Raw genomic sequence first — 22708 nt, 5'->3', positions numbered from 1 at the left:
GGTTCATGACCGGGAGACATGACTGCGTGCGTGCGCGATCGCCGCATCGAGGTCGTCGAAGAGGTGGTTCTGGTGCCGCAACGACGACAGCACGCCCACCCGCTCGGCGAGGGGCAGATGCTCTGCGGGGATGCCCTTGATGAGCACCGTGATGCCGCGGCGCTCGAGCGATCCGATCAACTCGGTGATCACCTGCGCCCCCGTGGCGTCGAGCATGCGCATCTGCGCCATGCGGATCACGACGACCTCGATGTCGTCGAGTGCGGCGACGCGTTCGAGCATCCGTTCGGCGGCTCCGAAGAACAGGGCCCCTTCGAGGCGGAACAGGGCGATGCGCTCATCGCCGGGCTGCGAGGGTGCTGGCAGTTCTTCGCGGTGCACGCCGCTGGCCTTGGCCAGCTGACGCAGGGCGAAGAACCCGGCGGCCAGCAGGCCGATGAGCACGGCATAGATCAGGTCGACACTCACGGTGACCACGGCGGTCACGACGAACACGGCGGCATCGGCACGCGTGGATCGCAGGACGGTGCGCACCGTGGCGGGGGCGATCATGCGTACCGCGGTCACCATGAGCACACCGGCGAGGGCGGCCAGGGGGATGTGGGCGACGACCGCGGCACCGACCGAGGCGATCGCCAGCAGCAGCAGGGCGTGCACGATGGCGGCCATGCGGGTGCGCGCACCGGATCGCACGTTGACGGCGGTGCGGGCGATGGCGCCGGTGGCGGGCATGCCGCCGAACAGGCCGGCGGCGATCGAGGCGAGCCCCTGCCCGACCAGCTCGCGGTCCGCGTCGTACGGGCCGGTCTCGGCGAGGGTCGCGGCGACCCGCACAGACAGCAACGACTCGATGGCGGCGAGCGCGGCGACCGCCACCGCCGGGCCGATCAGCGCCAGGGTCGTCGCCACGTCGATCGTCGGAAGGGTCGGTGACGGCAGCCCGGCGGGCAGCTCGCCGATCGTGTCGACGGGGAGCCCCGCGACGGCGGCGATGAGAGAGGCAGCGACGATCGCCAGCAGCGACCCTGGGAAGCGCGGATGCACGCGCATCGAAATCACCATGATGATGACCACGACCGCCACGAGCAGCAGCGACCAGGTCGCCTTCGGCCAGGACAGCGCGCCCAGCGACTGCACCGCGGCGATGAGAGCGTTGGTGCTCTCGCCGGGCGGGGCACCCGTGGCGGTGGGCACCTGCTGCAGAAAGATGATGACGGCGATGCCGAGGGTGAACCCCTCGATCACGGGCCATGGAATGTAGCCGACGGTACGCCCCAGGCGCAGGGCGCCCGCGGCCAGTACGAGCAGACCCGCCATCAGGCAGATGGCGGCCAGTGCGCCGGCGCCGTGCACGGCGAGGATCGGTGCCAGCACCACGACCATGGCGCCGGTCGGCCCCGAGACCTGCACGTGCGACCCGCCGAACACGGCGGCGACGACCCCGGCGATGATGGCGGTGACCAATCCGCTCTCGGCGCCGGCGCCCGAGCTGACGCCGAAGGCGAGGGCGAGGGGCAGCGCCACGATGCCGACGGTGACGCCCGCGAGCAGGTCACCACGCCAGGTGCGGGGCAGGTCGCGGTAGTCACCGACCGACGGCAGCAGAGTGCGGGGTGACCAGGCGTTCATGGGCGAGGTGTTGTGATGTGCGGGAGGTGTTCGCTCTCGACGAGCTGCTGCTGGGTGGTGTGCAGAATCTCACCGAGCAGTTCTCGGGCGACGTGCAGCAGGTCTGCCACCTGCGGGTAGGCCAGGCGGTAGAACACCAGGCTGCCCCGGCGCTCGGAGACGACCAGGCGGTTGCGGCGAAGCACGGCGAGATGCTGCGAGACGTGCGAGGGTTCGAGCTCGACGACGCGCAGCAGGTCGCTGACGGTGGCCTCGGGTGTGCCCGAGAGCACCTCGAGGATGCGGATGCGGATCGGGTGGGCCAGCCCCTTGAACAGTCCTGCCTTGACCTCGTACAGCGGGCGGTTCGGGTCGCTGAGCATGAAGGCCTCTCTTGCACGGGCAGTGATCTGACGGATTCATCATATCGCGATACCATCGAGGCATGGCTGACTCCCTTCCCCCGTGCCCCGACTGCTCCAGCGAGCACACCTATGAGATGGGCGCCCTGCTGGTGTGCCCGATGTGCGGACACGAATGGGCACCGCAAGAGAGCGCTGCGACACCGGACGACGGGCCCGTCCAGCGGGTCGTCAAAGACGCCGTGGGCAACGTGCTGTCCGACGGTGACACCGTCGTGGTGACCACCTCGATCAAGGTCAAGGGGTCACCGCAGGGCATCAAGGCGGGCACGAAGGTGCGCGGCATCCGCCTGATCGATCCCGTCAACGGCCACGACATCGACTGCCGCGTCGAGGGCTTCGGGGCAATGTTGCTGAAGTCGAGCCTGGTCAAGAAGGCCTGATCGGGCCACCCCGCTGCACGCAACTCCGGAGAAACCACGGCTGATCCCGCACCAGCGGGCCCCTGCGCCCCGGAACGGGGCATTTCTCCGGAGTTACGAACGGCGAACGGCGAACGGCGGCGACCCGCACGGGATGAAAGGATCGAGACATCATGGTTCTCGATCCCACTCCCCTGCGCGACGCCGATGCGGACGCCATCTACCTGGCCTTCGTCGAGTGGGCGGAGTCGACCGGCATCAGCCTGTACCCGGCGCAGGACGAGGCGGTCATCGAGATCGTCTCGGGCCAGAACCTGATCCTGTCGACCCCCACCGGCACCGGCAAGTCTCTGGTGGCGATCGCCGCGCACTTCGCCGCGCTCGCCGATGACCGCACCACGTTCTACACGGCACCGATCAAGGCGCTGGTGAGCGAGAAGTTCTTCGCCCTGGTCGACGTCTTCGGCGCCGAGAACGTCGGCATGATCACGGGCGATTCCTCGGTCAACGCCGATGCGCCGATCATCTGCTGCACGGCCGAGATCCTCGCCAACCTCGCGCTGCGCGAGGGCGCGGATGCCGACATCGGCCAGGTCGTGATGGACGAGTTCCACTTCTACGGCGACCCCGACCGCGGGTGGGCCTGGCAGGTGCCGCTGCTCGAGCTGCCGCAGGCGCAGTTCGTGCTCATGTCGGCGACGCTGGGCGATGTCAGCGAGCTGGCATCCGACCTCACCCGCCGCACCGGACGCGAGACGGCAGTCGTGACCGGCGTCGAACGCCCCGTGCCGCTGCACTTCTACTACGAGACGACCCCGATCCACGAGACGATCGACGACCTGCTGCAGACCGGCCAGGCACCGATCTACATCGTGCACTTCTCTCAAGCAGCGGCGATGGAGCGCGCCCAGGCGCTGGCCAGCGCAAAGGTCGCCACGCGCGAGCAGCGCGACGCCATCGCCGACCTCATCGGCGGATTCCGTTTCACCACCGCATTCGGCAAGACGCTGTCACGGCTGCTGCGACTGGGCATCGGGGTGCATCATGCGGGCATGCTGCCCAAGTACCGGCGACTGGTCGAGCAGTTGGCGCAGCGCGGCATGCTGCGGGTCATCTGCGGCACCGACACGCTCGGGGTGGGTATCAATGTGCCCATCCGCACGGTGCTGCTGACCGCGCTGACGAAGTTCGACGGCAAGCGGATGCGGCAGCTCAACGCCCGCGAGTTCCATCAGATTGCGGGGCGTGCGGGACGTGCGGGCTACGACACCGCGGGCACGGTGGTGGCGCAGGCGCCCGAGCACGAATCCGAGAATCTCGCCGCGCTCAAGAAGGCGGGCGATGACCCGAAGAAGAAGCGCAAGATCATCCGCAAGAAGGCTCCCGACGGTTTCGTGTCGTGGGGCGAGCCGTCGTTCCAGAAGCTCGTGGGGTCGCAGCCCGAAACGCTGACCTCGCACATGCAGATCACGAGCGCGATGATCCTGAACGTCATCGCGCGCGGCGGCGACGTGTTCGGCAATATGCGTGCGCTGGTATATGAGAACCACGAGTCGCGTTCGACACAGCGGATGCTGGCGGTGCGCGCCCTGGGGATCTACCGCACCCTGGTGCAATCGGGCATCGTCGAGAACGTCGACGGTCAGATCCGTCTGACGGTCGACCTGCAGCCGAACTTCGCGCTGAACCAGCCGCTTTCGCCGTTCGCGCTGGCGGCGTTCGAGCTGCTGGAACCCGAATCGGCGACGTTCGCGCTCGACATGATCTCGATCGTCGAGGCAACCCTGGATGACCCGCGCGCCGTGCTGGGCCAGCAGGAGTTCCTCGCCCGCGGCGAGGCGGTTGCCGCGATGAAGGCCGAGGGTATCGAGTACGACGAGCGCATGGAGCTGCTCGAGCAGATCACGTACCCGAAGCCGCAGGAGGAGCTGCTGAGCGCGGCCTTCGACACCTTCAGCGCATCGCAGCCCTGGATCCGCGACTTCGAGCTGCACCCGAAATCGGTGGTGCGCGACATGTACGAGCGAGCCATGTCGTTCGGGGAATATGTCGCCTACTACAAGATCGCACGGTCAGAGGGCGTCGTGCTGCGATACCTGTCGGATGCCTATCGTGCGGCCTCGCAGACGATTCCCGAGCACCTCAAGAACGACGAGCTGCACGACCTGATCGAGTGGCTGGGCGAGCTGATCCGCCAGGTCGATTCGAGCCTGCTCGACGAGTGGCAGGAGTTGATCGACGGTACCGATAATGGCGCCTTCGACCGGCCCGGTGACGAGCCGGTGGTGCCGCCGGCCCCCAAGCGACTGACGGCGAACACGCGGGCGTTCCGTGTGCTGGTGCGCAACGAGATGTTCCGTCGTGTGCTGCTCGCGGCGCGCGAGGACGTCGAGCAGCTGGCCTCGCTCGATGCCGACTTCGGTGCCGACGGGTGGAACGACGCACTCGATGCCTACTTCGCCGAGCACGACGAGATCCTCACCGACGCCGACGCCCGCAGCCCGCAGCTGCTCCTGATCGAACAGAGCGCGAGCACCTGGACGGTGCGCCAGATCCTGCACGACCCGGCCGGCGATCACGACTGGGGCATCACGGCGAACGTCGACCTGGCGGCATCCGACGAGGCCGGTGAGGCCGTGGTGACCGTCACAGGGCTCGACCGGCTCTAGCCCGCCACCCTGGCACAGATTTCCCCGTTCTGCACACGGATTCGGTGGAATCATGTGCAGAACGGGGAATCGTGTGCATCCGCGCGCCATCCGCGACGCGCCTCAGCCGATCAGCCGATCAGCCGAGCGGCTTCCAGGCGCCGGGACGCTTGCTCTGGGGCGTCGCGACCGGCTCGTCGCCGCGGGTCCACCAGCGCGCCTCGTAGCGCTGCTCGTCGTGCACGACCACGTCGCCGACGAGGAACACCCGCGTCGCCGTCCACAGCACCTCGCCGTCGGTGTTCACCGCGATCTCCTGCCAGGCCCCCTTGGCCGCAGAGCCCGGCTTCTCGCCGCGCGTCCACCAGCCCGCCTGCCAGAGCCTGCCCTGGTAGGTGACCTGATCGCCCTTGAGGTACACGGTTCCGGCCGACCAGAGCGGTGCGATCGGCAGGATGAGCTCACTCGCGTCGGCCTGAGCGGTGACGTCGAGACGGCCGTTCGACGCGGCCACCGCGAACCCCTCGACCAATACCTTCGCGGCGGCGATGTCGTCGACGGTCAGCGTCACGACCTGCGCATCGAGCTGCCCGCTCTCGCCCTTCGCGAGGGCACCCAGCTCGGCGCCGTCTGCCACGACCTCATCGAGCACGACGTTGCCGGTGTTGCGCACCGAGCGCGTCCAGGTGACGGTGTCTCCGGCGTCCGCGACGCCGGTGCCGTTGGCATCCGTCCACTCGCCGCTGATCGAGGCGGCGAGCGCCGGGGCGCGGTCGATCACGTCGACCTCACCCCCGGTGACCTCGATGTCCTTCGCCGTCTGACCGGCGGCCTCAATCCGCCAGGTGGTGTCGGCGATGAAGTAGCCGCGGTCCACGTCGTCCTGCGTCACGGTGTGGCGCGGGGTGGCGCAGGTGTACCCGCCGTCCTTCGGCAGGTTCTGGTAGCGGCAGTTGCCGGCGCCCGGCGCGACGAACGGCGCGAAGGGTCCGGCGACGGGTGCCACGGTGACCGTGCCCGGGGTCGCGTTGTCGACCCGGAACGAGTACGGCACCTGCTCGCCGGCGGCGTACGGGTCAGCGGCCAGGTCGCGGCCGGCGTCGGCGCGCGTGCCGGCGATGTCGGCGGCGAGCAGTCCGTCGCGCAACAGCACCGCCGCACCGGTGTGACTCACCGTCACGGGCGCGAGCCCACCACCGGTGATGGTGAACGAGAACTCGGGTGCGAACCAGCCGCGGTCGATGTCCTGCTGCGTCAGCGTGCGGCGCGGAGTGGTGCAGTTGTATGCGCCGCCCACCGCCAAGTTCTGCCAGCGGCAGGCAGTCGGCGCGAAACCGGTCGAGAACGTGGCGTCGGCCGGGGTGAGCGTGCTGACCACGTTCGAGGTGCCGGCGACGCGCACGGTGAACGCGAGTTGCTCGCCCACCGTGTACGGGTCGGCGACCACGTCGCGGGCCGGCGAGGTGCTCGTCACGCTGAGCGTCGCGCCGAGCTTCGCGCTCAGCGGCAGCTGCAGGGTCGCCGTGGCCTGGCTGATCCGGCCGTCGGCGGCGGTGAATGCCGCCTGTAGGCGCTGCGCGCCCTCCGCGCCGGCGGGCGCGGTGACCGACACGTCGACCGTGACGCTGGCACCGGGTGCGAGGGCGGTGACCGCGGCGTCGGATGCTGTCCAGCCGGCCGGCGTGTGGAACGACACGGTGCCGGTGAGCGCCGTGTCCTCCTGGTTCGTGACCGTCACGGGCACTGTCTCGGCGACGCCCGGCTGCAGCCCCGTCTCGGGCACCGAGATCGGCGCGCAGACCGCGTTGAGCCACGCCTGATCGAATGACGAGAACCGGATCTGGTCGGTGTAGTTGCCCTCCCACAGCACGCCGACGCGTCCGTCATCGATCGCGGTCGCTGACGAGTAGGCGAAGAAGCCGGTCTTCAACGTGCGCAGGCCAGGCCACGTCTCGCCGTCATCGCACGACAGGCGAACGGAGCCGTTCACTCGACTGCCGTTAACGCCGTTGTTGGAGTTCGTGAAGATCAGCTTGCGAGCATCCGCGCTGCCCTGCGGGGCATCGGGGTGCAGTCGGGTGATCGAGGCGTTGTTGGTCGGGTCGGGTAGCTCAGCGTCGCGCGTCACCGCGCCGTAGGTCGCGCCGCCGTCGGTCGAGATCGCCACCTTGCGCTGACGGCCGTTCGAGCTGTCGCGCGAGTTGAGCATGACGCGGCCGTCCGAGAGCTCGACGGTCTTGTTCTCGTCCATGCCCGTGCCGACGAATGCGCCGCGCTGCCAGGTCGCGCCGTGGTCGTCGGAGTACACCGAGTACGCCTGGATGGCCTCGCTGCCGTCGGCCTGACGCACGTGCGCGGCGTACTGCTGGATGAGACGCCCGGCGTGCGCGCCGTAGCGCAGCTGGATGCCCTCGCCCGACGTCGCGAACACGCCGCGCACGTCACCTGTGACCGGCTGGTAGGTCCCGTTCACGACCGCGCCGTTGGCGGGCTTGACGACGTCGGTGATCAGCTCGGGATCGCTCCAGGTGACGCCCTGGTCGTCGGAGTGGATGACGGCGGCGCTGATGATGTTGCGGTCGGCGTCGTCGTTGCCGTAGCGGCTGCCCTGGAAGCTGACTTCCTTCGAGTAGACGAAGAAGTTGAACACCCGGCCGGTCTCGTGGTCGACGACGTAGCTGGGGTCGGAGTAGCCGTACTTGGGCGCGGCGGCGTCACCGGCCGCGATGATCTGCAGATCGCTCCACGTCTTGCCGTTGTCGGTGGAGCGGCGCTGGATGATCGAGTTCGGGTTCGGCGCGTCGGCCGCACTGCCCGGGCGCGCGTCCCACGAGGAGAGGATCACGCCGTCGCCGAGGTGAGCGAGTGCGGGGATGCGGTAGAAGAAGTCGTCGGCCGTGCGATCGGCGCCGAGGTTCTGTTCCTGGTAGCTGCCCGGCGGCAGCGTGGGATCGGTGAGGTAACCGGGAGCGGCGAAGGCGGCTTGCGCCGGGATGCTGAGCGCGAGTGCCAGTGCCCCGACGAGGGCGGTGGAGAGCAACCTGCGCCGCCGGTGGCGGTGGGAGGACTCGGTACGACAGTGCATGGACAGGCCTTTCTGTTCGTGCGGGGAGGGGGTCGGTCAGGGTGCTGCGGCGGCGAGCACCTGCAGGTGGCGCTCGGCGACGCGCAGCACCTCGGCTGCGGTGGTGACACCGGGATGGCGGCTCACCTTGAGTCCCAGCCACGCCGCGTCGTCGGGCGCGCGCACGGCGGCGTGCACGCGGTCGTCGGTGAGCAGCGACTCGGCCTCGGGGTCGAGGGAGGCGAAGGGGTGGTGTGCATCGATCCACGGCCCGCCATACGGGCTCTCACGGTCGGAGGCCCCCGAGAGCACGAGCGCGTCGAGCAGCCCGCTGTCGGCGGCCGCAGCGATCTGCGCCGCGACGGCGTCGGGGTCGCGCAGCTCGATCGCCGAGCGTCCCCAGTTCATCCAGAGTCCGACGTCGGCACCGGATGCCCGGATCGCCGAGATCTCATCGGGCAGCGACAGGAAGCCCTTCTCGGGGGTCTGTCCCGGCACGTGCGCATCGCAGTGTTCGATCATCAGGCGGGCGCCAGACCAGTCGAACTCGCCCAGCTCTGCCAGCGAACGCGCGAGCGCGTCAGCATCCGCCTCACCGCGCGGGGCGGTGTGCAGCTCGACGACGGCGACGTGAGCGGCGCTGCGCTCGGTGATCTGGGCGACGTCCGCGGCCACACGGCGCAGGTCGGCGATCGCCGCCCGGCGGCCGTCGCCATCGGGCGAGGCGATGCCGTAGCCGGGCGTCGCAAGGCGGCGCATGACGAACGGCAGCGGCGTGACGGCGAGCGCGACGTCGGGCGCGTTCGCGAGGAACCAGGCGGAGTCGTGGGGGTGGATGCCATCGATCCACGGCACCTCGAGCGCCGTGACGCCCGGCAACCCGGCAAGCCCGTGCAGCACGTCGGCCTCGACCGCCGGGTCCCAGTTCGCGAACGCCGGCGACAGCGGATACGCGCTGACAACGACGGGGCGGGGCATCAGCCCGCGGTCCGGGTCGCGCCGCCGCCCGCGTCGGCGACCGCGTCGGCGAACCAGGAGGTGATCGTCGAGGGATGGGTGATCGCCGTGCCCACGCAGACGGCGAAGGCGCCCGCGCCGATGGCCGCTGCGGCCTGGGCGGGCGTGTGCAGGCGCCCCTCGGCTATGACCGCACGCTCACAGGCGTCGGAGATCAGCGAGATGAGCTCGAGATCGGGGCCGTCGGTCTTCGGCCGCTCGCCGGTGTACCCCGACAGTGTGGTGCCGAGGAAGTCGGCACCGGCCGCTTCGGCGGCGACCGCATCGGCGAGCGAACCGCAGTCGGCCATGACCAGCACGTCGCCGTGCGCGCGGATGCCGTGGATGGTCTCGGCCAGCGTCAGCCCGTCGGGGCGGGCACGGCGGGTGCCGTCGATGGCGACGATGTCGGCACCGGCGTCCATCACCGCACGCGCGTGATCGAGGGTCGGCGTGATGAAGACATCGTCGTCACCGTCCTTCCAGAGGCCGACGACGGGCACGTCGAGATCGGCGACGGCGCGGATGTCGGCGATCCCCTGCACTCGAATGCCCGCGGCTCCGCCGACGATCGCGGCCTGCGCGACCTGCGACATGGTGCGCGGGTCGCGCATCGCCTCGCCGGGGTAGGCCTGGCACGAGACGATCAGGCGGCCCGCGAGCCGCTCGGGGACATCGGTGAATCGCATCAGTTCCTCCATGCGGATGCCGCGGCTCCGCGCAGCGGTGCGTCGTCGCCGAGGGCTCCCGGCAGGATGGGTGTGGTCTGCAGTGCGTCGATGGCCTCGGCGCGATAGGCGGCGAGCATGGGATCCCACCACGCCTCGCCGATTCGCGGGACGCCGCCCGTCACGACGATCCGCTCGGGGTCGAGCAGCGATGCGGCACCCGCGAGGGCACGGCCGACCGCTGCCGCCGAATCGGCGATGGCCTGCCGGGCGCGCTCGTCGCCCGCGGTCGCCGCCGCGGCGACGGCGCGGGAGTCGGACACCGCGGGATCGCCGCCGAGCGACAGGTAGTGCCAGTGCAGTCCGATGCCGGCGCCGATGGCCTCGAGGTGGCCGATGCGTCCGCATGGGCAGCGCAGGTGATCAGCGCCTCGGATCGGCAGGTGGGCGAGCTCGCCGCCCACGTGGTGAGCCCCGCGCAGTGGGCGACCGTCGACGATCACTCCGGCGCCGATTCCCGTGCCGACCGCGACGATCAGCGCACTCGAGGCGCCCGCGGCTGCGCCGTGTCGGTACTCGCCAGCGGCGTGCGCGTCCACGTCGTTCTGCACGGCGACGACGGCACCCTCGATCAGGCGGTCGGCGAGCCTGGCATGCACCCGGGCCGAGACATCGGTGCCCGGCCAGTCGGCGAAGGTATCGGTCGACGACACGATCGTGCCGGCGCGGGCATCCACGACACCGGCGGTGCCGATGCCGACCCCGCTGAGCACCGTGCGCTCGCCGGTCTCGGCGTCCGCCGCGTCGAGCAGTGACGTGGCGAGGTCCGTGATCGTGGCGATCACCGCGTCCGGTCCGTCTGCGGCGCGACTCGGCGCGACGCGCGTCGCGAGCGGGATGTCGTCCCGGCCGGCGAGCGCGGCTGCGGTCTTGGTGCCGCCCACGTCGACGGCCAGGACGACCTCTGCCATCAGCGTGCCGCGGCGGGGAGCAGTCCGACGCCGGCGAGCACGCCGCCGACCTTGTCGACGGCCGTGCCGTCGAGCGGGGTCACCGTGTGCGCCATGGTCGCGTGCTCGATCAGTCCGCGTGCCTTCATCGCGGCCTTGAACGCGCCGACTCCGGTCGCGTCGCCCGAGAGCCCGGTCGGCTGGAAGACGATGTCGAACATGCGGTTGATGCGCTCCTGCTCGCTGCGAGCCGTGTCCCAGTCACCGCGGCGGGCGGCATCGAACAGGCGCACGTAGCCCTCGGCCTCGACGTTCGCCGCACCGGGCACCACGCCGTCGGCGCCGGCCAGCAGCATGGCGTCCACGACCATCTCGTGGCCGGTCAGCAGCTGCAGCGGGCGGCCCGCCGCCTCGTTGGCGGCGATCAGACGGCGGAAGCCGACGTCGTCTCCGGACGAGTCCTTGACGCCCGCGATGACGCCCTCGGTGCCGAGTTGGATCAGCAGCTCGAGGCCGAGCTTCTTGTGCACGCGCACAGGCACGTCGTACGCCCACAGCGGCGCGTCGATCGCGGCGGCGATGGTGCGGAAGTGGTCGGCGATCTCGGCCTGGGAGTTCAGCGTGTACAGCGGCGCGGTGGTGACGATCGCGTCAGCCCCGGCCTCCACGAGCCGGCGAGCGGTCTCGATGATCCGCGGCGCGGTGAGCTCGATGGCACCGGCGATGATCGGCACGCGGCCGGCGTTGGCCGCGGCGATGGTCTTCAGGATCTCCACGCGCTGGCCGTCGGTGAAGTACGCCGTCTCGCCGGTCGAGCCCAGCGCGAACAAGCCGGCGACGCCGGCGTCGACGAGGTACTCGACGAGTCGGGTGAGCGACTCGTGGTCGACGGTGTGGTCGGGCAGAAGCGGCGTGGCGACAGGGGGGACGATGCCGGTGAAGGCGGGGGATGCAGTGGACATGAGGTTCCGGTTCGTTAGTCAGTGAGATGCCGGCTCGAGCAGCGAGGGCGCGGCGCCGAGCAGTGTGCGGGTGTAGTCATCGGAGGGGTTGTCGAAGATGCTCGCCGCATCGCCGAACTCGACGATCCGGCCACGGTTCATCACGGCGATCTCGTCGGAGAGGTAGCGCACGGTCTGGATGTCGTGCGAGATGAAGACCATGCCCAGACCGAGCTGGTCCTTCAGGTCGGTGAGCAGGTTGAGGATCTGCGCGCGCACCGAGACATCGAGCGCCGAGGTCGGCTCGTCGGCGATGATCACCTGCGGGTCGAGCACGAGGGCACGGGCGATCGCCACGCGCTGGCGCTGGCCGCCCGAGAGCTGGCCGGGCAGCGCGTCGAGGGCGGAGTGCGGCAGGCCGACCAGCCCGAGCAGATCGCGCACCTTGCGCTGACGCGAGGCCACCTCTCCCAGGCCGTGCACCTGCAGCGGATCCAGCAGCGCGTCACGCACGGTCATGCGGGCATTCAGCGCCGTGGCCGGGTCCTGAAAGACGACCGAGAGGATGCGGCCCAGCCGCTTGCGCACCGCCGGGGTGAACGAGCGCACCGGTTCGCCGGCGAACACGACCTGCCCGCTGGTGGGCTTCTCGAGCCCGATCAGCACCTTGGCGGACGTCGACTTGCCCGAACCGGACTCGCCGACGATGCCCAGTGTCTGACCGCGCTTGACGGTGAGCGAAACGCCGGCCAGCGCGTCGACGTAGTTCGGCTTGAACAGCGTCGAGGTGCGCGTGCGGTAGCGGACGTGCACGTCCTTCAGCTCGATGACGGGTTCGCTCATCGTCCTGCTCCGATCGGCTCGACGGGCGCATCATCGGGATGCGCGGAGTAGAAGTGCTCGGTGCCGACGATCTGCCGGCGCACCGGCGTGACTCCGGCGTAGCGCGCGGGGTCGGACGAGCGCGGTGCGAAGCGGTCTCCGCGGGGGAAGTCGCGCGGCGACGGCACGACACCCGACACCTGGTGCAAGCGGTCGGAGCCGGCCTCGATCGAGAGCACCGCGCCGAGCAGGCCCTGGGTGTACTCGTGCACTGGCTGGGTGAGCACCTCGCGCGTCGTCCCCTGCTCGACCACCTGACCGGCGTACATGACGGTGACGCGGTGGGTCAGCTCGGCGACGAGAGCGAGGTCGTGCGAGACGAAGATCATCGCGAAGCCGAGCTCGCGCTGCAGCCGCATGAGCAGCTCGACCACCTGCGCCTGCACGGTGACGTCGAGAGCCGTGGTGGGCTCGTCGGCGATCACCAGGCGCGGGTCGCGGGTCAGCGCCATCGCGATCAGCACGCGCTGGCGCTGACCGCCCGAGAGCTCGTGCGGGTACGAGGCGAGGGTGCGCTTGGGGTCGAGGCCGACCAGCTCGAGCAGCTCTTCGGCCGTGCGAGTGCCGCCGCGGCGCGTGAGCTGCTTCATCTGCGAGCGGATGAGCATGGCCGGGTTCAGCGAGCTCAGCGCATCCTGGTAGATCATCGCGATGTCGTGTCCGCGCAGCGCGTTGCGCCGTTCGGGGGCCATCTGCAGCAGGTCCTCGCCGTCGAACATGATGCGCCCGCGGATGTTCGCCTTCGGGTCGAGCAGGCCCATGATCGCCAGCGAAGTGATCGACTTGCCGCAGCCGGACTCGCCGACCAGCGACATGGTCTCGCCGGGGCGGACGGTGAAGCTGACGTGATCGACCACGTCGACGTCGCCGTGACGCGGGAACGAGATGCACAAGTCCTGCACCTCGAGCAGCGGCGCGTCATCGCCGGTGTAGACCAGCCGGTCGGTGCGCGCGAGCTCGCGTGTGCGCAGGTCGGCTAGGCGCTCGGCGAGGGGCACCACGGCGGTCTGCGGCAAGCGCGGCTCGGGCACGCCGCTGGGCACCGACAGGTTCACTGAGGTGTCGACGGTGGGCACGACGTGCGTGTCGTCGAACGCGGCGTGCTCGAGGGCGGTGGTCGACTCCTCAGTGCCGGCCGCGTCGGCGGTGATCTTGCGCGCCCGCGGCGAGACCATCGCGTCGGTGAGTCCCTCCGAGAGGATATTCAGACACAGCACCGTGATCATGATGAGGATGCCGGGGAAGAACGTCGCCCACCACGCGCCGGACATCAGCAGGTTGCGGCCGGCCGCGATGACATTGCCCCAGCTGGGCTCGGGGTCCGGCACACCCGCCTGCAGGAACGACAGCGAGGCCTCGAACACGATCGCGTCCGCGACCAGCACGGTGGCGAAGACGAGCACCGGCGCCATCGCGTTGCGGGCGACGTGCTTGATGATGATGCGCGGCGTGCGAGCGCCCGTCACCCGCACCGACGAGACGTAGTCCTCGCCGTACTGGTCGAGCACGTTGGCGCGCACGATGCGCGTGAGCTGCGGCACGTACAGGAACGCGATGGTCAGCACGAGCACGGGCAGCGACTTGCCGAACACCGCCACGAAGACGGCCGCGAGGGCGATGCCGGGGAACGACATGATGACGTCCATGACCCGCATCAGCGTCTCGGACACCCACTTGGGCGCCGTGGCGGCGATGGTGCCGAGCACGCTGGCGACGGCCAGGGCGACGAGCGTCGCGCCGAGGCCGATCACCAGCGAGTAGCGCGCACCGTAGACGAGACGCGAGAAGATGTCGCGACCCTGTCGGTCGGTGCCGAAGATGTGGTCGGCGCTGGGCGGCTGCACCGGGCTGCCCGAGGCGAGCGGGTCATACGCCGTTACGAGCGGCGCGAAGACGGCCGCCAGGGCGATGATCGCGAGGATGGCGATGCAGATGAGGGATCCGACCGACAGGCCGCCGAAGCGCAGGCCGGGAACGGAAAGTCGTTCAGTGAGTTTGCGTCGCATGGGTCACACCGCCCGGATTCGGGGATTGATGAGCACGTACAGGAGGTCGACGATGATGTTGATCACGACGAAGGCGAGGGCGACTGCGAGCGTCACGCCCTGCACGAGGTTGGGCTCGTTGTTGGTCACGCCGTTGAGGATGAGCGTGCCCATGCCCGGGATGGCGAAGATGATCTCGATCACGACCGCGCCACCCAGCAGGTAGCCGATGCGCAGACCGAGGACGGTTACGGGGGTGATCAGCGCGTTGCGCAGGACGTTGCGACCGACGACGACCACGCGGGGGATGCCCGCGCCGAGGGCGGTGCGCACGTAGTCCTTGTCAAGCTCCTCGACCATCGAGGTGCGCACGACGCGCGACAGCTGGCCGATCACCGGCACGGCGAGGGCGACCGCGGGGAGGGTCATGCGGGCGAGCCAGCCAGAAGGGTCGGTCCAGAAGTCGGGCAGCGGACCGGATGCCGGCAGCACGCCGAGTCCGAGGGTGAAGACCTGGATGAGCAGGATGGCCAGCCAGAAGGACGGCGTCGACAGAGCCGCAACACCGAAGAAACGGATCACTTGGTCGGGCCAGCGGTCGCGGTACACCGCAGCGAGGACGCCGATGGCGAAGGCGATCACCACGGCGATGATGAGACCGAAGAACGTCAGCGAGAGGGTGACAGGGAAGGCACGGGACACCTCGTCGATGACGGGGAGGCTGCGCGCGGAGTATGTGCCGAGATCGCCGCGGAACAGCCCGGCGAGGAAGCCGAGGTAGCGCGCGATCAGCGGCAGGTTGAGGCCGTTCTCCTCACGGTATGCCTCGAGCGCCTCGGGCGAAGCGGTCTCGCCGAGGGCAACCCTGGCCTGGTCGATGGGCGAGAAGGACATCACGAAGAACACGAGGAACGTGATGCCCAGGATCATCACGGGCAGCTGCAGGAGCCTGCGACCGATGAGACTGAGGGTGCTGGACACGGGGGCCTTCTTGTTCGAGGAGGATCTCCGGGCGGCGCGGAGTGCGCGCCGCCCGGAGGGGGATCACTTGGCTGCGACCCCGACGTCGAGGAACGACAGTCCGGTGGTCGGGACCGGCTTGAAGTCGACCAGCTGCTGGCTGCTCCACGCGGTGGGCAGCTTGCGGTGGAACAGCGGGTAGAGCACGGCCTGCTCGGAGAGCAGATCGAAGGCCTGGTTCCAGGTCTGCTGCTGCTCGTCGCCCTCCCGTTGGACGGCCTGGTCGAGCAGTGCGGTCAGCTCGGCGTACTCGGGCGAGTCAGCCCAGGCGGTGCGGGTGTTCGACCACACGTTGTCGCCGTACCACCAGTTCATCAGCAGGTCGGGGTCGACGCCGAAGACCGAGGGGTCGCCGGGTGCGACGGCGACCGTGTAGTCGCCGGAGTCGACCTTCTCGTACATCGCCGCGGACTGGCCGATCTCGAGCGTGGTCTTGACGCCCACGGCATCCAGCGATTCCTTGATCAGCGGCGCGACCTCCTTGACCCAGCCGGTGTCGGTGGTCAGGAGCGTGATCGACAGGTCGGAAGCGCCCGCATCGGCGAGCAGGCCCTTCGCCTTCTCGGGGTCGTACGTGTAGACCGTCGACGCCTTGTTGTAGTTCTCGTAGTTCTCGGGCAGGAACGACGTGGCGGCGGTGGCGTTGCCGAGCATGCCGGTCTCGATGATCTTGTCCATGTCGAGCGCGTAGTGCAGCGCCTGACGCACGCGCGGGTCGTCGAACGGCGCGGCCTTGGTGTTGAACATCATGAACAGCAGGCCGAACGACTGCACGCTCTCGACCTCGGCGGACGACGCGAGCGTGTCGACGTCGATGTAGGGCACGTCCTCCATGGCCTGGATGGTGCCGGTCGACATGGCGGTCACGCGTGCGGACGGGTCTGCGAGCAGGTTCCAGTTCATGCCGGCAGCGAGTGCCGGGTGCGGGCCGTTGTAGTCTTCGTAGCGCTCGAAGACGATCTTGTCCTCGGGCACTGCCGAGACGAGGGTGTAGGGACCCGAGCCGACGGGGTTCGAGGCGAAGCCCTCGGCGTCGGCCTCGACGACCGCCTTCGGCACGATCTTCACGACGCCGAGGCGGTCGTTGATCAGCGAGAACGGGTAGTCGGTGGTGATCTGGACGGTGTCCTCGTCGACGGCAGTGACCGTGTCGATGAAGTCGACGAACGAGAGGAACAGCGAGTTGTTCGCCGGGTCGAGCACGCGCTCGTAGCTGAAGACGACGTCTTCAGAGGTCACCGGGTCGCCGTTCTGGAAGGTCGCGCCCTCGCGGATGTCGATCTCGTACGTGGTGTCGTCGACCTTCTTTGGAAGATCGGCGGCGAGTGCCGGCGCGGGCTTCTGGGTGACGGGGTCGAGGTCGACCAGCCCCTCGAAGATGTGCCAGTTGGCCGAGACGGTGACGGCACCGGAGGCGACCATCGGGTCAAAGCTGCCGTTCAGCGAGTATGAGATGCCCGCCTCGATGATCGCGTCAAGATCGATCTCGCCGGCGTTGGCGCCCGAATCGTTCTTGTCGGTGGCTGCGGCACCGCAGCCGGAGAGCGCGACGGCGACCGCGATCGAGCCGGCCAGCGCCGTCGCGAATCGGGTCCCACGCCTGCGGGGGATGTAACGGGTCATGTGATGCTCCAGTTGTGGGAGGGACGACATCGTCGGGACATCAGATGTCTGATGTACTATAAACACAGACGGGCGGCGTTCTCAACAACAGCCACCCGCCCGTCCCAATGAGATGATCAACGTGACGCGAGAGGAAGTGCGAGTTGACAGTGACCCGATCACGTGCGTCCCGCATGCGCCGCGCCACGACGGCGGATCAGATTAAGCAGCTCATCCTCACGCGCAGTCTGCGTCCCGGCGACCCACTGCCGACCGAATCAGAACTGTGCGAGGCACTGGATGTCTCACGATCCTCCGTGCGCGAGGCGATCCGCACCCTGTCGACTCTCGACATCGTCGATGTCCGCCACGGGCACGGCACTTTCGTTGGCGAGATGTCGCTCGACCCGATGGTGGAGGCCCTGGTGTTCCGCGGGGTGCTCTCCCCCGAAGGGTCATTGCAGGCGCTGCGCGAGGTCGTTGAGGTGCGCCTTGCGCTCGACCTTTCGATGGCTGACCGGGTCGTCGAAGCCGGCGCTGCTCAGACGGAGCACCCAGCGCTCGCCGACCTCGTCGACGAGATGGTCGACAAAGCAAGCCGCGGCGAGAACTTCCTCGAAGCCGATCGAGCCTTCCACACGCAGTTGTTCGCCCGCACCGGCAACCATCTGGTCGGTCAACTCGTCGGCGCATTCTGGGATGTGCATACGGCAGTGCTGCCGCAATTGCAGATCGCACCCCCCGCCGATATCGAGAGAACCGCGAAAGCGCACGGCGACATGCTCGACGCGGTGCGCGCCGGAGACGTCGAGGCATATCGCCGTGCCGTGATCGAGCACTACGCGCCCCTGCAGCGCGTGCTCGCCCAGTCGTCCTGACTGCTCCGGTTGGCAGCATCCGACGAGGCCGGAGAGGCCGTCATCGCCGTCAGCGGTGTCGATCGCCTCTGACCGCGCTCACCCCGCCGAAGCGGTGCATTCGCTCGAGCGCATGTCGCTCGCGTTTGACGCGGACGTAGCTCATGAGGCCGGCGATCCCCAGGATCAGCATGGCCATGAAGCCGGTGAACAGCCACTCCGGCGGTCCGAAGACCAGCGCAGATGTCGCAAAAAGCATACGATCGCCCTCCTTTGGGTACCGATGCGTGATTCCTGCCAGAGTGCCACAGCGTGGGCGTTCCGGAAAGGGTCACTCGGCCCCTGAGGGCGATCGCTACTCGGTGAGGAACCGGGCCGTGAACCGGCCCGCCTCTTCGGCTTCGAGCATCACGATCTGTCCGTTCAGAATGCGCGGGCACGGGCTGCCGGTGAGCGTCTCGACGCCGACGCGCAGCAGCGTGCCGTGGGCGACGACGATGCTGTTGCCGCGTCGCGCGGCGATCTCGGTGAGTGCCGAACCCGCGCGCGCGGCGACGGCGTCGAGCGGTTCCGCGTCGGGATAGCCGCCGTCCGGCCAGCGTTCGTGCACCTCGCTCACGGCGAGGCCTTCGGCGGCGCCGTAGTCGCGTTCGATCAGCCGGTCGTCGATTTCGCGCGCCACGCCCGTCACGTGCTCGCCGATGCGGTCGGCAGTGTCGACGGCTCGGCCGAGGGGCGAGGCGATCAGGTGCATCCACTCGGCGCGAGCCAGCAGGGCCCCTGCGGCGTCCGCCTGCGCCTGCCCGTGGTCATCGAGCGGCACCTCGGTGCGGCCCTGCATGCGGCGGGCGAGGTTCCACGCGGTGCGGCCGTGACGCACGAGGGCGACGGTCATGCGCTCACCAGCGTCGGCGCGGCAGACGCGGCCGCGTCGAGCGACTCGGCCGGGTAGACCACGACACGGTCGACGTCGACGCGCACCGTCTGTCCCACCGCCAGGCGGATGCCACGGGTGCGCGCGCGCAGCGTCACTCCGGCCCAGTCGATGACGGCGTCGCCGCCGTCGGGCGTGTACAGCGACGAGCGCACGACCGCGTCACCGGCATCCGAGGGGGTCACGGTGACCGCGGCGGGCAGGATCGCCGCGGTCGCGCGTCCCGCCGCCGGCATGGAGGTGTCGCGCGGCACGGACAGCGGATGCCCGTCGGCCTGGAAGCCGGCGTCGCTGAGCACTCCGTCGACGAGCGTGGCGTCGGAGAGGAAGCGCGCGACGAAGCCGCTGGCGGGCCGGGTGACCAGCTCGTCGGGCGCGCCGACCTGCTGGATGCGCCCGCCGTCGAGCACGACCACCCGGTCGGCGAGCGCCAACGCCTCGGCGCGGTCGTGCGTGACGTGCACGACCGTGAGCCCGAGTTCGCGCGTGAGGGTCTGCAGTTCGAGGCGCAGCCGGTCGCGCAGGGGCTCGTCGAGGGCCGAGAGCGCTTCGTCGAGCAGCAGCACGCGCGGGCGTGCGACCAGGGCGCGCGCCAGTGCGACGCGCTGGCGCTGCCCGCCCGAGAGCGTTGCGGGGTCGCGCTTCTCGTAGCCGGCGAGTCCGACCAGGTCGAGTGCTTCGGCGACACGCGTCTTGCGCTGATCGCGCGGCACGCCGGCGCGACGCAGCGGGTACTCGACGTTGCGGCCGACGTTCCAGTGCGGCCAGACGGCGTGCTGCTGGAACACCATGCCCAGTTCGCGCTGCTCGGGCGGCACGAACTGCGCGTCGCCGGCGACGGTGCGGTCGCCGATGCGCACGGCTCCGCTGGTGGGTGTGAGGAACCCGGCGATGGTGCGCAGCAGGGTGGTCTTGCCCGAGCCGGACGGCCCGACCAGGGCGACGAACTCGCCGTCGGCGATGGTGAGGTCGATGCCGACCAGGCCGCTGGCCCCGGATGGGTAACGGACGGATACGGAGTCGAGGGTGACGGATGCCATGGTGGCCTCTCAGGTTGTCTCTCAGTTTGTGTCTCTGGGCCGGCGCGTGGCCAGTCCGATCACGGCGATGCCGGCGACGGCGACGACCAGCGACCATGCGGCCGCGGTGTTGTAGGCGCCCGCCTGCTGGAAGTTGAAGATCGCCACGCCCAGGGTCTGCGAGCCCGGTGAGAGCAGCAGCACCGACAGCGTGAGCTCGCGCACGGCGGTGGCGGCGACGACGACGGCTCCCGAGATCGCGGCGGGCAGGGCCATGCGCGACGAGATGTCGATCAGGGCGCGCAGTCGCCCGGCGCCGGCGACGCGGGCCGCCTCTTCGGCGCTGGACGGTGTGCTGGCCAACGGCCCGGACACCGACTGCACCACCAACGCGGTGAACGAGGTGATGTAGGCCGCCAGGATGAGCCACGGGGTGTTGAACAGGCCGATGCGCGGGGCGATGATGAGCCACGCGACTGCGATCACGATGCCGGGGATGGCCTGCGGCAGCATCGCGACCGGGCCGAGTCCCCGCGTCCACCGGGTGCGCACGCGGGTGGTGACCACGCCGATGGCCAGCCCGAGCACGCCGCAGATCAGGGCTGCGCCGGTGGCGAGCATGATCGAGTTGGCCGCCCCGTCGAGGGCGGTGCTCGAGGTGAGCGCCTTGGCGAAGTTGTCGAGGGTGAGGTTCTCGGGGGTCAGCGGTAGACCGGGCGCGCGCAGCAGGGTCTGGGTGAGCAGGGCGAGCAGCGGCAGCAGGGTGATGCCGAGCACGACGGTCCACATGACGATGCCGAGCGGCGTGCGGGCGCGCCCCAGCGGCAGCGGTTGTACGGGCGTGCTCGAGGCGTCGAGCTCCCACCCGCTGCCCTTGACCAGGGCGTTCAGCACGAGCGCGCCGATGGCGAGCACGAGCAACACGACACCGATGGTGGCGACCACGGCGAGGGGTTCGTCGACCGTGCCGGACTGCAGGTACCGGTAGACCAGGGTGGCGAGGGTGACGTACCGCTCAGGCAGACCGATGATCGAGGGGATGCCGAAGTCGGCCAGGTTTCCGACCGCGATCAGCAGGAACGACGACAGCAGCGCGGGCCGCAGCAGCGGCACGGTGACGCTGAACATGGTGCGTGCGGGTCCGGCGCCGGAGATGCGGGCGGCCTGTTCGAGGTCGGAGGGGATGCGTCGCAGTGCGGCTGAGACGATGAGCATCGCCAGCGGGTAGCTGTGCACGGTCAGCAGCATGATGACGCCGTCGGCGCCGTAGATCGACCAGAGCGGACCGCCGAAGTGCTCGCGCCACCAGAGGTTGAGGGGACTTGCCGGGCCGGCGACGCCGAGCCATGCGATCGCACCGACGAACGGGGGCATCAGCAGTGGGGTGAGGGCGATGATGCGCAGAGCGCCGCGGTGGCGCAGGTCGGTGCGTTCGAGGATGAGCGCGAAGGCGGCGCCGATGGCGACCGCGAACAGGGCGGATGCTGTCGCCGAGACGAGGCTGTTGATGCCGGCTTCGACGACGTCGCCCTGCAGCAGGACGTTGAGCTGGGATCCGCCCGCGGAGAGGGCGAGGATCGCTCCAAGGGGTACCAGGATCAGTGCGCCGCACGCGACCCAGAGGGTCACGGTCAGGGCACTGACCCCGTCGAGGCCCCGGGCCCGGCCAATGGCCGGACCCGGGGCGGTGGCGATGGTGCTCACTACTGGAACAGCTCCCGGAAGGTCTCGACGGCGCCGGGCTGGGTGGCGCGGATCGTCTCGAGCTCGGGGGCCAGCAGCGCGATGTGCTCGAGCTCGGGGGCACCCTCGGGGCTTCCGACGTCGCCGCGCACCGGCAGGTAGGACTGCTCGACGGCGAGCTTCTGGCCGTCAGCGCTGACCAGGAAGTCGACGAACGCGCGGGCCGCATCGGCGTTCTCGGTGTCCGAGAAGATGCCGGCGGGCTGCGAGACGAACGGCACCCCCTCGCTGGGGTACGACACGGCGATCGGCGACCCCTGGGCGGCGAGCTCGCGCACCAGGTAGTCGACGACGATGCCGATCGGCTGGGTGCCGGTGGCGACGGCCTGCGAGACGGGGCCGTTGCTGTCGGCGATGACGGGGCGGTTGGCGGCGAGCGCCGTCATCCACTCCTCACCCAGGGTGTCTTCGTCGAGCCAGACGGCCGCGTTGTAGGCGGCTGCGCCCGACACGTCGGGGTTGGGCATGACGATGCGGTCGGCGTAGTCGGCTGCGGTGAGGTCGGCCCACGAGGCGGGGACGTCGGCCGCGTCGACCATCGACGTGTTGTAGGCGATGACGGTCGGGATGATGCGGGTGCCGACGTAGAAGCCCTCGGGGTCGACGACGGCGGGGTCGAGAGCATCGACGTCTGCGGGCGTGTGCTCGAGCAGCATGCCGTCAGCAGCGTAGTTCTCGAAGGTCGCGGCGTCAGCGGCGAGGAAGACGTCGGCCTGGATCTTGCCGGTCTCCTTCTCGGCGGCGACGCGGGTGGTCAGGTCGCCGGTGCCGGCGCGGAACACCTCGACGGTGATCTCGGGGTGCACCTCGTTGAAGGCCTCGACGAGTGCGTCGGCCTTCTCCTGCGGCTCCGAGGTGTAGAGCGTGATGGTGGTCGACTCCAGCGCGCCGGCCGACGGCTGGGCGTCGTCGGCGGTGGACGCCGCGGTCGAGCAGCCGGTGAGGGCGAGTGCGGCGACGCCGAGGACGGCGAACGCTGCGGGGCTGTGCGAGCGGAACATGGGTTT

The 22708-nt window shown here is 69.7% G+C and carries 19 protein-coding genes; 3 read left to right on the top strand and 16 right to left on the bottom strand.

Features of this window, described 5'->3' with window-relative positions; translation table 11 throughout:
* Positions 1-3: 3 nt before the first annotated feature.
* Together JF543_RS03100 and JF543_RS03095 are read right to left on the bottom strand one after the other, a co-directional pair.
* Complete coding sequence (locus JF543_RS03100; RefSeq protein WP_206822716.1) at positions 4-1629, bottom strand: SulP family inorganic anion transporter; 1626 nt, start codon at positions 1627-1629, stop codon at positions 4-6.
* Positions 1626-1991 carry an ArsR/SmtB family transcription factor gene (locus tag JF543_RS03095; protein ID WP_179409335.1) on the bottom strand — a complete coding sequence of 122 codons (366 nt, stop codon included), beginning with the start codon at positions 1989-1991 and terminating at the stop codon, positions 1626-1628. The genes JF543_RS03100 and JF543_RS03095 overlap by 4 nt, the downstream gene beginning before the upstream one ends.
* A 62-nt stretch (positions 1992-2053) precedes the next feature.
* On the opposite strand from JF543_RS03095, the gene JF543_RS03090 reads away from it, so the two are divergent.
* Together JF543_RS03090 and JF543_RS03085 are read left to right on the top strand one after the other, a co-directional pair.
* Positions 2054-2413, top strand: a complete 360-nt coding sequence (locus JF543_RS03090) for a zinc ribbon domain-containing protein YjdM (RefSeq protein WP_179409336.1) — start codon at positions 2054-2056, stop codon at positions 2411-2413.
* Between the two features lie 152 nt (positions 2414-2565).
* The gene (locus JF543_RS03085) at positions 2566-5061 is read left to right on the top strand and encodes a DEAD/DEAH box helicase (protein ID WP_206822715.1); all 2496 of its coding nucleotides are present in this window, start codon (positions 2566-2568) and stop codon (positions 5059-5061) included.
* Positions 5062-5179: 118 nt separating this feature from the next.
* Here JF543_RS03085 and JF543_RS03080 read toward each other — a convergent pair whose 3' ends face one another.
* From JF543_RS03080 to JF543_RS03040, 9 genes are all read right to left on the bottom strand, one after another.
* Complete coding sequence (locus JF543_RS03080; RefSeq protein ID WP_206822714.1) at positions 5180-8080, bottom strand: exo-alpha-sialidase; 2901 nt, start codon at positions 8078-8080, stop codon at positions 5180-5182.
* Positions 8081-8161: 81 nt separating this feature from the next.
* Positions 8162-9082, bottom strand: a complete 921-nt coding sequence (locus JF543_RS03075) for a DUF4862 family protein (protein ID WP_206822713.1) — start codon at positions 9080-9082, stop codon at positions 8162-8164.
* On the bottom strand, positions 9082-9789 hold the full coding sequence (locus JF543_RS03070; RefSeq protein ID WP_206822712.1) for an N-acetylmannosamine-6-phosphate 2-epimerase: 708 nt from the start codon (positions 9787-9789) through the stop codon (positions 9082-9084). The genes JF543_RS03075 and JF543_RS03070 overlap by 1 nt, the downstream gene beginning before the upstream one ends.
* Positions 9789-10739 carry an ROK family protein gene (locus JF543_RS03065; protein ID WP_206822711.1) on the bottom strand — a complete coding sequence of 317 codons (951 nt, stop codon included), beginning with the start codon at positions 10737-10739 and terminating at the stop codon, positions 9789-9791. The genes JF543_RS03070 and JF543_RS03065 overlap by 1 nt, the downstream gene beginning before the upstream one ends.
* Positions 10739-11680, bottom strand: a complete 942-nt coding sequence (locus tag JF543_RS03060) for a dihydrodipicolinate synthase family protein (RefSeq protein WP_179409341.1) — start codon at positions 11678-11680, stop codon at positions 10739-10741. Before JF543_RS03060 ends, JF543_RS03065 begins: the two co-directional genes overlap by 1 nt.
* 18 nt (positions 11681-11698) lie before the next feature.
* Positions 11699-12502, bottom strand: a complete 804-nt coding sequence (locus tag JF543_RS03055; protein ID WP_206822710.1) for an ABC transporter ATP-binding protein — start codon at positions 12500-12502, stop codon at positions 11699-11701.
* Positions 12499-14547, bottom strand: coding sequence for a dipeptide/oligopeptide/nickel ABC transporter permease/ATP-binding protein (locus JF543_RS03050; protein ID WP_206822709.1), 2049 nt, complete (start codon positions 14545-14547; stop codon positions 12499-12501). Before JF543_RS03050 ends, JF543_RS03055 begins: the two co-directional genes overlap by 4 nt.
* Positions 14548-14550: 3 nt before the next feature.
* Positions 14551-15507: an ABC transporter permease gene (locus tag JF543_RS03045; protein ID WP_347401075.1), complete on the bottom strand. Its 957-nt coding sequence runs from the start codon at positions 15505-15507 to the stop codon at positions 14551-14553.
* Positions 15508-15570: 63 nt separating this feature from the next.
* Positions 15571-17169: an ABC transporter substrate-binding protein gene (locus JF543_RS03040; RefSeq protein WP_206822708.1), complete on the bottom strand. Its 1599-nt coding sequence runs from the start codon at positions 17167-17169 to the stop codon at positions 15571-15573.
* Between the two features lie 149 nt (positions 17170-17318).
* On the opposite strand from JF543_RS03040, the gene JF543_RS03035 reads away from it, so the two are divergent.
* Entirely contained in the window at positions 17319-18026 is a 708-nt protein-coding gene (locus JF543_RS03035) for a FadR/GntR family transcriptional regulator (RefSeq protein WP_315900738.1), read from the top strand.
* A gap of 49 nt (positions 18027-18075) precedes the next feature.
* On the opposite strand, the gene JF543_RS03030 is transcribed toward JF543_RS03035, so the two are convergent.
* From JF543_RS03030 to JF543_RS03010, 5 genes are all read right to left on the bottom strand, one after another.
* The gene (locus JF543_RS03030; RefSeq protein ID WP_206822707.1) at positions 18076-18264 is read right to left on the bottom strand and encodes a hypothetical protein; all 189 of its coding nucleotides are present in this window, start codon (positions 18262-18264) and stop codon (positions 18076-18078) included.
* Between the two features lie 96 nt (positions 18265-18360).
* Positions 18361-18900, bottom strand: a complete 540-nt coding sequence (locus JF543_RS03025; protein ID WP_206822706.1) for a histidine phosphatase family protein — start codon at positions 18898-18900, stop codon at positions 18361-18363.
* On the bottom strand, positions 18897-19979 hold the full coding sequence (locus JF543_RS03020; protein WP_206821246.1) for an ABC transporter ATP-binding protein: 1083 nt from the start codon (positions 19977-19979) through the stop codon (positions 18897-18899). Before JF543_RS03020 ends, JF543_RS03025 begins: the two co-directional genes overlap by 4 nt.
* Positions 19980-20000: 21 nt before the next feature.
* Positions 20001-21662, bottom strand: a complete 1662-nt coding sequence (locus JF543_RS03015; protein ID WP_315900737.1) for an ABC transporter permease — start codon at positions 21660-21662, stop codon at positions 20001-20003.
* Positions 21662-22702, bottom strand: a complete 1041-nt coding sequence (locus JF543_RS03010; RefSeq protein WP_206822705.1) for an ABC transporter substrate-binding protein — start codon at positions 22700-22702, stop codon at positions 21662-21664. The genes JF543_RS03015 and JF543_RS03010 overlap by 1 nt, the downstream gene beginning before the upstream one ends.
* Positions 22703-22708: the final 6 nt, after the last annotated feature.

Source organism: Microbacterium esteraromaticum, assembly GCF_017303215.1.
Classification (GTDB): domain Bacteria; phylum Actinomycetota; class Actinomycetes; order Actinomycetales; family Microbacteriaceae; genus Microbacterium; species Microbacterium esteraromaticum_C.
Note: the sequence above shows the minus strand (reverse complement) of the source record. Positions and strands in the feature narration are given on the sequence as shown.